This is a genomic window from Deltaproteobacteria bacterium (genome assembly GCA_016219225.1).
Lineage (GTDB): Bacteria > Desulfobacterota > RBG-13-43-22 > RBG-13-43-22 > RBG-13-43-22 > RBG-13-43-22.
In genome coordinates, this window is sequence record JACRBX010000247.1 from 1 (window position 1) to 12,284 (window position 12,284).

Genomic DNA, 12,284 nt, shown 5'->3' on the forward strand with positions numbered 1-12,284 from the left:
GTCTGGATTTGATCGAGATGCCCCGGAGCCGGAAATATTCCCGCTGTTGCGGGGCCGGGGGGGGGCTCAAGGCCGGCTATCCGGATATCCAGAACAAGATGGCCCAAAGGCGGGTTAAGGAGGCCGAAGCCACCGGGGCCGAAGAACTGGTCTCGGCCTGTCCTTTCTGTTATGCCGGCTTGCAGGTCGGCATCAAGGCCCTGGAATCGCCGCTCACCATGCGGGACTTGAGTTATCTGGTGGAAGAATCGCTTCTGATAAAAACCGGCTAAGGACTTCAAAAGTTTTTTCTCCGAGGAGTAAACTTCGTCTCTGTTTTATTTTGTTTGACATGATAAACTAAAACATATATTTAAATAATCATGATTAAAAGAATAGCCCATTTATCTCTGGCATCAAAAACCAGTTGTTTTTTATGGGGTCCCCGCCAAACAGGGAAAAGCACTCTGCTCAGGGAAAGGTTTCCCGACTCAAAGCGATATGATTTGCTTCTTTCCGAGGAGTATCGACGCTTGTTGCATCAACCTTCCCTGCTCCGTGAAGAATGTCTGTCCCTGTTAAAACGTGGAGAATTAAAGGACCGCCTCATCATTTTGGATGAAGTTCAAAAGATTCCCGATCTCTTGGACGAAATTCATTGGCTGATTGAGAACAAGGGAATTAGATTCATTCTCTGCGGATCAAGCGCCCGGAAATTAAAAAGGGGCCATGGGAATCTTCTAGGGGGCAGGGCGGTCCGTTATGAACTCTTTCCCTTGGTTTTCCCCGAGATTCCCGAATTTTCCTTAATGACGGCCCTGAATCACGGTCTGCTTCCTCCTCATTACGCAAGCGATATGGCGCGTCAACGCCTCGAAGCCTACGTGGGAGATTACCTGAAAGAAGAGATTACCGCCGAGGCAGTGACCCGGAATATCCCAGGATTCAGCCGATTTTTGGAAATGGCGGCTTTAGCCAATGGGGAAATCACCCAGTTCACTAATATCGCCCGGGAATGCGGGGTCAGTTTGCCAACGGTAAAGACGTACTATCAAATTTTGGAAGACACCTTAATCGGAAGATTTGTGCCTGCCTTTCAAAAAAGGCCCAAACGCCGGGTTATCTTGACTCCCCGGTTTTATTTATTCGATGTCGGTGTGGTCGGATCCCTGACTAGACGTGGACAAGTCGAGCCGGGATCGGAACTCTTTGGAAGGGCCTTTAAGCACTTTCTTTTTATGGAATTATCCGCGCACTCCCGATACTCGGGGTTGCTTTACCCGATCAGCTATTGGCGGACCGCCTCTCAATTAGAAGTTGATTTTGTCCTCGGCGACTGCCAAGTTGCCTTGGAAGTAAAGGGAACACCTTTCGCCCATTCCAACCATCTAAAAGGGCTGATTGCCTTTGGTGAGGAATATAAAACAAAGCGTCGCATATTGGTCAGTTGTGACCCAAAACCTCGATTAGTTTCGAGCCAGATAGAAATCCTTCCCTGGAAAATTTTTTTGGAAGATCTTTGGGCCGGAAAGATCATCCGTTAATTCAATTTACGGATCAATGGCCGATCATCAGGGGCAAACCTTGGAAGAGGAGATTTATTTATCATGAAACTGAAATTATCCGCCGTCAGCCTGGGGGTTTTGCTGGTGATGCTGTTGACCTATGGCCCATCGCAAGGCGCTGATAAGAGTCCCATCCGCATCGCTTATCTCCAAAACGATATCCACCAATTGGCCTGCTGGGTGGCTTTGGAAAAAGATTTTTATGCCCAGGAAGGACTGGACGTAAAAGTGGCCGGTATTTTCAAGGCCGGACCGGAATTGATGAGCGCCTTTGCCGCCGGGGCCCTGGATGTGGGCTATGTGGGGATGGCCCCGGCCACCACGGCCGTGGCCAACAAAGCGGCCAGGGTGGTGGTTTTGGCCCAGGTCAACGGCGAGGGTTCGGCCCTGGTGGTCAAGAAGGACTCCAAACTACAGGCCATGACGGACCTGAAAGGCAAAACCGTGGCCGTGCCCGGCCATGCCACGGTCCAGGACTTTCTTCTCCGCAAGGCCCTGACCCAAATAAACTTAACGCCGCAGCAAACCCACATCATGGTGATCAAACCCCCGGAAATGATTGGGGCCTTACGGGGCGGGGATATAGACGGCTTTATCGCCTGGGAACCTTTTCCGGCCAGGGCCGTCACTATGGAAGTCGGCCGGGTCTTAATGGCCTCCCAGGCCATCTGGAAGGACCATCCCTGCTGCGTCCTGGCGGCCGATGCCAGGTTTTTGGAAAGCCGGGCGGAGGAGGCCAAAAAGATGGTTAGAGCCCATGTGCGGGCCACGGATTTTATCAATCAAAACCCCGGGGAGGCCCGGCAGATCGGGATAAAATACACCGGCATGGATGAGAAGACCGTCTCCCTGGCCATGAAAAATGTAAAATATACCTATTTACTGAATGTCGAAGCCGAAAAGGAATATCTCCATTTTCTGAACCAGTGGAAGTATATCCGGGTGGAGGATGTCCAGGCCTTTACCGCCCAGTTTATCCATCTTCAGATCCTGAGTGATGTGCTGAAAAGATGAACCGGGAACGGGTCCTACCACCCCTCTTATTGGTCCTGATCTGGCAGGGCCTCTCTTTTCTGGGTATTATTCCCGATTATAAACTTCCGTCCCCGGTCCAGGTGCTGGCCGGACTGTATGAACTGGTTTCCACGGGTATGCCTCCTGGACACCTTTTGCCTTACCACCTCCTTTTCAGTCTTTACCGCGTGGGACTGGGCTTTGTCATCGCCGCAGCCCTGGCTGTTCCTCTGGGCCTATTGCTGGGCTGGTCAAGGCGCTTAAAAATGATCATCAGCCCTCTCTTGGAAATGATCCGGCCTATCCCGCCCCTGGCCTGGATCCCCATCGCCATCTTATGGTTCGGTATCGGCATCCAGTCAGCGGCCTTTATCATTTTTTTAGGGGCCTTTTTCCCGATCCTGCTCAATACCATTTCCGGGGTGGTCTCCATCAATCCCACCTTGATCGAGGCCGCCCGGACCCTCCAGGCCAGGGATAAGGATATCTTTACCAAGGTCCTGCTGCCCGGTTCCGTCCCTTCCATCTTCGTCGGCTTGAGGATCGGAGTGGGCATCGGCTGGATGACCCTGGTGGCCGCTGAATTTACCGGGGTCCGGGAGGGCTATGGCCTGGGATATATGATCATGACCGCCCGGGATATTCAACGGCCCGATGAAATCATCGCCGGCATGCTGGTCATCGGAATGATCGGCCTTTTGATCGATATGGGGCTGAGGATGGTAGAAGCCCGGATCGTCCGTTGGCGATAAATTTATTTCTTGGACAGGATTAACAGGAATCTTTGTTCACCGCAAAGCCCCAAAGAACGCAGAGAGAATCATTTTTGTACAATCCCGTGAGAGGCGGGATTGTACAAAACAGCTCTGGACTCCGTCCCGGAGGGGACTACGCCCCGGAGGGCCTCCGGCTAATTTACTTGTGCCAGGTTCGGCGAAAGCTTTTTTCTTTTCTGTCCTCTCAACAGAAAAGAAAAATTATTCTCCCTTCGCGTTCTTTGCGGCTTTGCGGTGAAAACAGGCTTTCAAAAGCTAAACAAATACGATTTTATTAATCATTTTTTCGGCTCATTCGAGGCAGGGGTACTTCTTTGGTTTTAAAATTGGCCGATCTTGGAAAAACTTTTCCCGGGAAAAATCCGGGGGAATGGATTCCCGTTCTCGATAACATCAATTGTTCCATTGAGGCCGGGCAGTTCGTCTCGATCGTCGGCTCCAGCGGCTGCGGCAAGACCACGCTTCTTCGGATTATTGCCGGTCTGGAAAAGGCCTCCCGTGGCCGGGTGTTTTTAAACGGCCGGGAGGTGCAGGAGGTGACGGAACAGATCGGCCTGGTCTTTCAGGAATATGCCCTTTTCCCCTGGCGGACCACTGCGGCAAATATTCAAATGGGCCTGGAAATAAAAGGGGTGGATAAAAGCGAACGGGAGCGGTCGGCCGGAGAATACATCAGGGCCTTCGGCCTCCAGGGGTTCGAAGATCACTATCCCCGGGAACTCTCGGGCGGCATGCAGCAACGGGTGGCCATTGCCCGGACCCTGATCATGAACCCCCGGGTGGTGTTGATGGATGAACCTTTTGCCTCACTGGACAGTCAAACCCGCAACGATCTGCAGGAATTCCTGCTTTCGGTCTGGCAAAAGAGGGGAGACACGGTGGTCTTTGTGACCCACAACGTGGAAGAGGCCGTTTTCCTGAGCGACCAGATTATCATCCTATCCCGCCGGCCGGCCCGCATTGAACGGGTTTTACAGGTGGAAAGCCCCCGCCCCAGAGACCGGACCGATCCGGAATTCAATACCCTGCGGCGGACCATCTTGCAGGAGTTAAAAAAGCAAAAATTGTTTTGACAGGATTTACAGGATAATGATTAGGGCTTTTCAGCCTTTCTTCCGGGAAGGCTGAAAAAAAATCTCTAAGATCCTGTTAATCCTGTCTAAAAAATGAAAGGAAGAACGATGAAAATTATCGGTGTAAGCTGCAGCCCGCGAAAAGGAAAAACGACCTTTTATGCCCTGGATCAATGTTTACAGGCGGTCAAAGAAACATGGCCTGAAATGGACACCGCCCTTTGGGAATTGGCCGACTTAAAATTTGGAGGATGCCTGGCCTGCGGCCAATGCGCCAAGGGATTGAAATGCAGTCAGGAGGATGATTTCGGGCCCATCGTAACCGGCTTGGCCGATCCCGACGTGATCGGTCTGATTGTGGCCACACCGGTCTATCTGGGAACCATGACTTCCCAATGTAAGGCCTTTCTGGATCGTTGTGTCCCCTTACGCAGAAACGGCTTTCTCCTGCACAATAAAGTGGGCGGGGTCATCGCCGTGGGCGGGGTCCGCAATGGCGGGCAGGATCTTACCATTCAGGCCGTTCAGGCTTCCATGTTGGTCCAGGACATGGTTATCGTCAGTGACGGCCGGCCCACCGCTCATTTCGGTGGAACGGTCTGGAGCGGGCACCCTGAAGGGGTCGGCCATGATGCCTTTGGTCTCACTACGGCCAGAAACCTGGGGAAACGGGTGGCTGAAGTAGCCCTGAAGTTGCACCTGTAAGCTTTTTTTTCGACAGGATTTACCGGATTACCTGGATTTTTGTCTCTTTCCGCCTTTCTGAAGTATCATACATGCAGAAAAGAAAGGGCCAAATCCAATGGTTCTGCCGAAAGAAGACCTGATTCCCGTGGGAAGGATCGTAGTTTCTCAGGGTCCTCAAGAGCCTGAGAAAAAACATGTTAATCCTGTTAATCCTGTCAGAATAAGATTTTTAATTTGTGTTTATATGTTTAGGCAAATCGTAACCGAACTCCAAAGCCTCGGCCTTCGCTATGAAGGCCCTGTCCTCAACAGGTCCGGCGGTGCGGGACCGGCCGAGGGTGGAAGTATTCTTTTAAACGGGAAAGCGGTCTGTGTCCCTTATAGCGGTCCCTATGTGGCCGATTCGCCCTTTTGCTTAAAAGAAGAGGGGGGGCAGGTTTTATTATTCAAGGGAGATCAATCCATAGGTCCGGTAGACCTGATAAAAAGGCCGGGTTTTTATGATTGGGAAACCTCGGAAAATATTCCCTATTCCAGGATCGCCCTGCTTCATGGTCGGGACTGTCTGGCCACGACCATCCTGCAAACCTGTGTTAACTGGAGAGAGGCACAACCCTGCCGTTTTTGCGGCATTGAATTGTCTTTAAAGAATCATCAAACCATTCCCAGAAAAACCCCCGAACAATTGGCCGAGGTGGCCCAAAATGCCAGGGAACTGGACTCGGTCCGGCAGGTGGTCCTGACTACCGGCCGGGCAATTCAGGCCGGGGAAGAAATAGACCATCTGGCCCGCTGTGCCACAGCCGTCAAGAAAAGCAGCGGATTGCCCATCCAGGCCCAGGTTCTGCCGCCGTCGGACCTGGAAGGGCTTGACCGACTCAAAGAGGCCGGTGTGGATTCGGTGGGTCTCCACATCGAGAGTTTTGATTTCGATGTCCTCGCCAGGGTGGCCCCGTTCAAAGCCGGGATCGGCTTGGGGCGATATGTGCAGGCCTGGAAAAAGGCCATGGAGCTTTTCGGTCCTAATCAGGTGAGCAGTTTTTTGATCGTCGGGCTGGGGGAGGGGGAAGGCTCGGTGATTTCGGGTTCCGAATTTCTGGCCGACTTAGGGGTCTTTCCCTTTATCGTCCCTTTCCGGCCCATCCCCGGATCGATGATGGAAACCGTCCGGCCTCCTGACCCCCAAAAAATGGTCCGCATCTATGAGGCCGTATCTGAAATTCTAAAAAGAAAAGGGCTGACCATGGACCTGCAAAAGGCCGGTTGCGTGCGCTGCGGGGCCTGCTCGGCCATGGGATTTTTTGAACAGCCCATCGACCCTTTGATTTGTCATCCGGCCAGGGGCCAGGAAGAATTGGATCAGGCCCTTCAGATCCGCAACCAGGTCTTTGTTAAGGAGCAGGGGCTTTTTGAGCAAACCGACGCTGATCAAAACGATGACCGGAGCACCCACCTGGTGGCCGAACTGGAAGGCCGGATCATCGGTACGGTCCGGGTCTTTCCGAATGAGAATAAAGGCCACTGGATCGGCGGCCGGCTGGCCATAAAGAGGGAACATCGCCATTCCGGTGCCGGGGAACTCCTGGTCCGGGAAGCGGTTGGCTATGTCAAAAAGCAAGGTTGCCGGCGATTCACCGCCCACATCCAAAAAGAAAACGTGCCTTTCTTCTCCCGCCTTGGCTGGAAGGCCATCGGAACGGTCTTTGCATTCCATGAAAAACCCCACCAGCTTATGGAGGCGGATCTGGAGAATCACCCCGTTTTACATTTGATTAAAAGGAGCAGATAACAAGCTTAAGCGCAGACTCAAATCAACTAAAAGTTATAAAAAATATAATATTATAATATTTTACTTGACAAAGAATTTTGATTTGTTTAAATGGTTTACTTAATAGTATCAATGGCCTGTTAATCCAGGAAGATACAGGCCGATCCGAAAAACTTCTCAGGAAAAACCGTTGTTTCAAACTGCCCTAAACACATCCAAAATTTACGATCGGATCATTGATCAGATCCGGATGTCATCCAAAGAAGAAATTATTGAGCTGCATCGTTCGGCTTATGCGTAATTAGTAACAACAGATCAAGTAGAGGAGGATAAGGTATGGCCGTCAAACGTTTAAAGTATTGTGTCAATAACGAGTGGAGGGAATCAGAAACCGCCAAATATATGCCGGTGACGAATTCCAGCACCGGGGAGATTATGGCCGAGGCCCCCTGTTGCACCGTTGGAGAAGTGGAAAGTGCCGTAGCGGCGGCTAAAGCGGCCTTTCCGGGATGGTCGAGCAAGCCCGTACAACAGAGGATCGCCCTGATGTTCCGCTTCCGTGAGCTTCTCGATGCCCATCTGGAAGAGTTGACCCTCTCGGTTTCCATGGAACTGGGCAAAAACCTGGATGAAGCTCGGGGGGATATCCTCAAAAGTATCGAGGTGGTGGAGCTGGCCTGCGCCGCTCCGGTGCTCATGCAGGGGGACGCCCTGATGAACGTTTCCACCGGCCACGATACCGTCATGTACCGCGAACCGGTGGGTGTTTTTGCCGGGATCGTACCCTTCAATTTTCCCGCCATGATTCCCTTCGGCTGGATGATTCCGCTGTGCATCACCCTGGGCAACACCTTTGTCCTGAAGGCGGCCAGTTTGACGCCCCAGACCTCTATGGGGCGTGTTCTGGAGTTGCTCATTGAAGCCGGGTTGCCGCCCGGAGTGGTGAACATCGTGACCTGCAGCCGCGATGAAGCGGGATTGCTCCTCAAGCACCCCGACATCCGGGGGATTTCTTATGTGGGCTCCACCTCGGTGGGTTTACATGTTTACTCCACAGCCGCGGCCCACGGGAAAAGGGTTCAGGCCCTCTGTGAGGCAAAAAACCACGCCCTGGTTTTACGCGATGCCGCCTTGGAACGCTCTGCCCTGGGGATTATCAATTCGACCTTCGGATGCGCCGGGATGCGCTGTATGGCCTTGCCGGTTCTCTGTGTCGAAGAGGCCTGTGCCGATGAGTTCATGGGGTACCTGGTCAAGTTCGCCAAACAGCGCAAGGTCGGATGCGCCTACCATCCCGATACGGAACTGGGACCGGTGGTATCCGCCGAACATAAGAAATCCGTCATCGAGTGGATCAATAAGGGGGTCGCCGAGGGTGCGGAACTGGTCCTTGACGGGCGGGACATTGTCGTTCCCGGATTCGAAAACGGTCACTTTATCGGTCCCACTATCTTCGATCACGTCAAGCCGGGGATGAGCATAGGCGACTCCGAGATTTTCGGACCCGTGACCTGCGTCAAGCGGGTGCAGGACTTCGAGGAAGGCCTGGCGATCATGAACGCCAATCGCTTTGCCAATGGGTCCGCCATCTTTACCCAGAACGGCCATTACGCCCGGGAATTTGCCCGGCGGACCCATGCCGGCATGGTCGGCGTGAATGTGGGCATTCCCGTGCCCATCTCCTACTTCCCTTTCGCCGGTCACAAGGATTCGTTTTTCGGCGACCTGCACATCATGGGTCGCGACGGTGTCGCCTTCTATACGGAGGCAAAATGTGTGACCTCGCGCTGGTTTGGTGAAGAGGAGAAGAAGGAAACCACCATCAGTACCTGGGAAGGAACGATCAACCGCAAATAATACCCCTCCAATCCGCCCCGGTCAAAGCAAAGGATCGGCTTTGACCGGGGCCACCCATAGGGACGCTCCTCTTATTTTTTGTCTTTTTCCCTCTCCGAACTCCGAACTATTTCCCCCAGACTCTCTCAGCTTTGGGCATTGAGCTTTGAGCCCATTTTCATTTTTCCCTTGACTAATTAGCCGGTTATGTTATACAAACTATATCGCTCTTAACTTATAAACCTCTACATTAAAAGGTGCCGGAATCCGGAAATAAAATAGGATGGTGAAATTAGAATGATTGACTTTGATTATTCATTGATAATTGAGGCAACAAAGGAACCTGATTATTTTGGATTCTATTCCCCTGACTTGTCGGGCTTTTCCGGTATAGGGCATTCAGTTGAAGATTGTCTTTATAAAGCAAAATGGGGAATGATTGAACACGTCCACTTGTTAAAAGAACAAGGGTTGCCTGTCCCTCCGAAAAATGAAAATCCAAAAATTATCATCCAAAATGAAGAATCTTTGAAAGCTGCCTGAGGGGAAGTCTTCGATCGCCTTTTCTTTCACCATTTTGAATTTTCGGCTTTCAAGTTTTTTTTTTCGTCGAATGATGAACACCAACTGCCGAATGTTATTGCCAAAATCCTCTGATTAATCTCCCTTGCTTTTAAGGGCTTGATAAGGAGTGGGGTTTTGTTTTTTAAGCCGGAGATTCGGAAATATTTTATACCATTAACCAGGGGGAAAAGCCTTCTACGCGTCCGGGAACAGAAGGCTTGGTAGTTTTTCAAACTCAAGGTATAATAAAGATAGACATACCACCGATTTTTTGCGCCTTCAACCTACTCGATAGCCTCGGCAAGTCTCATATCTAACTTTCTACTTGATTTTCACCATTAATAGGTGTACTTTAGTGTTAAAAGAGGTGTTAAATGAAATCACAACAAAAGTCTGTCCTTGTCCGCAGGAGTATCGCTCTGCCGAAAGAATTGGTGGATGAGGCAAAATCCGTGGCCCCCAGCGAAATCAGGGATAATTTCAACCGGCTGGTCATCATAGCCCTTGAGAGCTATACTGCCCGACGCAAAAAACGGACCTTTGAAGAAACAATGAATCAAATGGGCTCAGATCCTGAAATTCTTGCCGAATGCCGTAGCATAAACAAGAAGTTTCTCAAGACGGAAAAGGACGGATTAAACCTTGATGATTAGGCGGGGAGAAATTTATTTTGTGGAGTTAATGCCGACCAAAGGACGCGAACAGGCAGGGTATCGCCCGGTTCTGGTGGTATCGGCTGATGCCATTAATCGTCAACCTTTGGTTATTACCGTGGTGGTTGGAACCAAGGCTTCTAATGTCACCCATGACTATCCTACCAATGTAAGAGTCAGCGCCAACGAAACCGGCTTGCCCGAAGATACGGTTTTTCTCTGTTTCCAGATTCGCTCTCTGGACCGGTCGCGTTTTATCGATTCCCGTACCGGAAAGGCCAATTTAGTCGGGACCATGCCCCCTAAAAAAATGGCGGCCGTTGAACAAGCCCTTAAAGCGGTCTTAGATATTCCTTAGGCTGAGAGGGTACCACTCTATAGTTGCCAAGCATGCTTTTAGATACCGATAGCACTTGCTTGATTATACCTTCCTTGTACTACGGATCAACGCTGCATTCGATATTGAAAAGATAAATTGTATGGGGTATAAAGAAAAAATGGATAAGCATAAGATTTTTATAGCCGATTCTCGTTCGATGCCGGAAGTCCCCGATGAATCCGTCCATCTGATTATAACCTCGCCGCCCTATTGGCAACTTAAGGATTACGACAGTCTTCAACAGATCGGTTTTCACGATACTTACGAAGAATATATCAACAATCTTAACCTCGTCTGGAAAGAATGTCACCGTATCCTGCACGGCGGTTGTCGCCTTTGCATCAATATCGGTGATCAGTTCGCCAGGTCCGTCTATTACGGTCGCTACAAAGTCATCCCCATTCGAACCGAGATCATTAAATTCTGTGAATCCATCGGTTTCGATTATATGGGGGCCATTATCTGGCAGAAGGTGACGACCTGCAATACAACTGGCGGCGCCACGATTATGGGATCGTACCCCTATCCGCGAAACGGAATTATTAAGATTGATTATGAATTTATCCTGCTCTTTAAAAAACCCGGAAATCTCCCGATGGTCGACAAAGCGGTGAAAGAACAGTCCCAACTGTCTGTAGAAGAATGGAATGAATATTTCGCCGGGCACTGGCATTTCCCCGGAGAGAAACAGGATAAGCATCTGGCTATGTTTCCAGAAGAACTTCCCCGGCGATTGATCCGGATGTTCAGCTTTGTTGGAGAAACGGTTTTTGACCCATTTCTGGGAAGCGGCACGACTTCCCTGGCGGCAAAGCATCTTCAAAGGCACTCAATCGGATATGAGATTAACGAGTCCTTCTTACCGGTGATTAGAAAAAAAATTGGGGCTGAGCAGGCTGATATTTTTGATCAGACCGTTGTAGAAATCGATAAACCGGCAAGGGTGTCCGTCGATTACCAGCAGGAAATACAAAAGCTGCCTTATATATTTCTTGATTCGGTTAAATTCGACAAGAAGATCGATCCCAGAAAGTTGACCTTCGGATCAAAAATTGAAGCAAATGGAAATGGTAAAGGGCAGTATTTGCGCTTGAAACGCGTGATCGCCTCTAACCTGATGGAACTGAGTAACGACACGATCGTCAGGTTGATCGGCATCGGATCAAAAGCCGGCAAAGAACCGGAAGCCATGAAGTGGCTTTGGGACAAATTAAAAGGGCAGAGCGTTTACCTGAAATTTGATCAGACAAAATATGATGAAAACAACCGGCTGCTTTCTTATCTGTATTTGAAAAATAATACCTTTGTCAATCTCCATTTCCTCCGTTCAAGTCTGGTCCGATTGGACGAAACATTCCCGTTCAGATACCATGACAAGTTCAAAGCGATCCTGAAAGAAAAAATTCAGCCATGAAGAAACTCAAGATTAAAAATGAAGAAATCACCCAACTGCTCTTTTGAGGGATTGATATGGTAAACCATTTGTCAGAATTATCGATGCCTTATTGACCCTTATCTATCCAAAAAGGGGATACCGTATATGGTTAAAAGATGACTGAAAGCCTCATTCCCCCAAAGGAGTGGGGTTTCTCCTTGACCAAAACTTTTCCCTATTTTATACTCTGCTTCATTCCTAAAGAGAAGTTGTTGTATAAAACAACGAAATACTCCAGATGGCCCAGCAGACCCAACAAAATTTTATTAAAGAAATCACAGACGATAATAATACCGACAATGGTTTCAAACAGGAGGATAACAAACTTCGAATTGAGGACCGTGCCGGGCATGATTGGTATCGGTTTGTTTTATCTTTTCCGCCTCATCTGGTTCGGGATTATATAAAAAAATTCGGAATACAAAAGGGAGATACTGTTTTAGACCCTTTTTGTGGAACGGGCACAACGTTAGTAGAATGTAAAAAATTAAATATACACAGCATTGGGATTGAAAGTAATCCAATGGCTAATTTTGCCAGTCGCGTAAAGGTCGA

Annotated in this window: 13 protein-coding genes; all 13 read left to right on the forward strand. The window is 49.8% G+C overall.

Going from position 1 to position 12,284, the window contains the following annotated elements; all coding sequences use genetic code 11:
• The coding region (locus tag HY879_20540; GenBank protein MBI5605729.1) for a (Fe-S)-binding protein at nucleotides 1-272 on the forward strand (272 nt) is incomplete at its 5' end.
• A 90-nt stretch (nucleotides 273-362) separates the two neighbouring features.
• Nucleotides 363-1,523: an ATP-binding protein gene (locus tag HY879_20545; GenBank protein ID MBI5605730.1), complete on the forward strand. Its 1,161-nt coding sequence runs from the start codon at nucleotides 363-365 to the stop codon at nucleotides 1,521-1,523.
• Nucleotides 1,524-1,586: 63 nt separating this feature from the next.
• On the forward strand, nucleotides 1,587-2,558 hold the full coding sequence (locus HY879_20550; protein ID MBI5605731.1) for an ABC transporter substrate-binding protein: 972 nt from the start codon (nucleotides 1,587-1,589) through the stop codon (nucleotides 2,556-2,558).
• Nucleotides 2,555-3,310: an ABC transporter permease gene (locus HY879_20555; GenBank protein ID MBI5605732.1), complete on the forward strand. Its 756-nt coding sequence runs from the start codon at nucleotides 2,555-2,557 to the stop codon at nucleotides 3,308-3,310. The genes HY879_20550 and HY879_20555 overlap by 4 nt, the downstream gene beginning before the upstream one ends.
• A gap of 338 nt (nucleotides 3,311-3,648) precedes the next feature.
• A complete protein-coding gene (locus HY879_20560) occupies nucleotides 3,649-4,407 on the forward strand; it encodes an ABC transporter ATP-binding protein (GenBank protein MBI5605733.1) in 759 nt (252 codons plus the stop codon).
• Nucleotides 4,408-4,515: 108 nt separating this feature from the next.
• Nucleotides 4,516-5,112, forward strand: coding sequence for a flavodoxin family protein (locus HY879_20565; GenBank protein ID MBI5605734.1), 597 nt, complete (start codon nucleotides 4,516-4,518; stop codon nucleotides 5,110-5,112).
• Between the two features lie 226 nt (nucleotides 5,113-5,338).
• Nucleotides 5,339-6,883 (forward strand): MSMEG_0568 family radical SAM protein, encoded by a 1,545-nt coding sequence (locus HY879_20570; GenBank protein ID MBI5605735.1) that lies wholly within the window; start codon nucleotides 5,339-5,341, stop codon nucleotides 6,881-6,883.
• Between the two features lie 315 nt (nucleotides 6,884-7,198).
• The gene (locus HY879_20575; protein ID MBI5605736.1) at nucleotides 7,199-8,719 is read left to right on the forward strand and encodes a CoA-acylating methylmalonate-semialdehyde dehydrogenase; all 1,521 of its coding nucleotides are present in this window, start codon (nucleotides 7,199-7,201) and stop codon (nucleotides 8,717-8,719) included.
• 276 nt (nucleotides 8,720-8,995) lie between these two features.
• Complete coding sequence (locus HY879_20580) at nucleotides 8,996-9,241, forward strand: type II toxin-antitoxin system HicB family antitoxin (protein MBI5605737.1); 246 nt, start codon at nucleotides 8,996-8,998, stop codon at nucleotides 9,239-9,241.
• Between the two features lie 395 nt (nucleotides 9,242-9,636).
• The gene (locus HY879_20585; protein MBI5605738.1) at nucleotides 9,637-9,915 is read left to right on the forward strand and encodes a hypothetical protein; all 279 of its coding nucleotides are present in this window, start codon (nucleotides 9,637-9,639) and stop codon (nucleotides 9,913-9,915) included.
• The gene (locus tag HY879_20590; GenBank protein MBI5605739.1) at nucleotides 9,905-10,273 is read left to right on the forward strand and encodes a type II toxin-antitoxin system PemK/MazF family toxin; all 369 of its coding nucleotides are present in this window, start codon (nucleotides 9,905-9,907) and stop codon (nucleotides 10,271-10,273) included. Before HY879_20585 ends, HY879_20590 begins: the two co-directional genes overlap by 11 nt.
• A 178-nt stretch (nucleotides 10,274-10,451) precedes the next feature.
• Nucleotides 10,452-11,708: a site-specific DNA-methyltransferase gene (locus tag HY879_20595; protein MBI5605740.1), complete on the forward strand. Its 1,257-nt coding sequence runs from the start codon at nucleotides 10,452-10,454 to the stop codon at nucleotides 11,706-11,708.
• A 259-nt stretch (nucleotides 11,709-11,967) separates the two neighbouring features.
• A partial coding sequence (locus HY879_20600) for a DNA methyltransferase (protein ID MBI5605741.1) occupies nucleotides 11,968-12,284 on the forward strand: 317 nt, incomplete at its 3' end.

Excerpts from the sequence above, each read along its gene's own strand:
- HY879_20545 (MBI5605730.1), top strand. The coding sequence starts at position 363 with ATGATTAAAAGAATAGCCCATTTATCTCTGGCATCAAAAACCAGTTGT.
- HY879_20550 (MBI5605731.1), top strand. The coding sequence starts at position 1,587 with ATGAAACTGAAATTATCCGCCGTCAGCCTGGGGGTTTTGCTGGTGATG.
- HY879_20555 (MBI5605732.1), top strand. The coding sequence starts at position 2,555 with ATGAACCGGGAACGGGTCCTACCACCCCTCTTATTGGTCCTGATCTGG.
- HY879_20565 (MBI5605734.1), top strand. The coding sequence starts at position 4,516 with ATGAAAATTATCGGTGTAAGCTGCAGCCCGCGAAAAGGAAAAACGACC.
- HY879_20570 (MBI5605735.1), top strand. The coding sequence starts at position 5,339 with ATGTTTAGGCAAATCGTAACCGAACTCCAAAGCCTCGGCCTTCGCTAT.
- HY879_20575 (MBI5605736.1), top strand. The coding sequence starts at position 7,199 with ATGGCCGTCAAACGTTTAAAGTATTGTGTCAATAACGAGTGGAGGGAA.
- HY879_20580 (MBI5605737.1), top strand. The coding sequence starts at position 8,996 with ATGATTGACTTTGATTATTCATTGATAATTGAGGCAACAAAGGAACCT.
- HY879_20585 (MBI5605738.1), top strand. The coding sequence starts at position 9,637 with ATGAAATCACAACAAAAGTCTGTCCTTGTCCGCAGGAGTATCGCTCTG.
- HY879_20595 (MBI5605740.1), top strand. The coding sequence starts at position 10,452 with ATGCCGGAAGTCCCCGATGAATCCGTCCATCTGATTATAACCTCGCCG.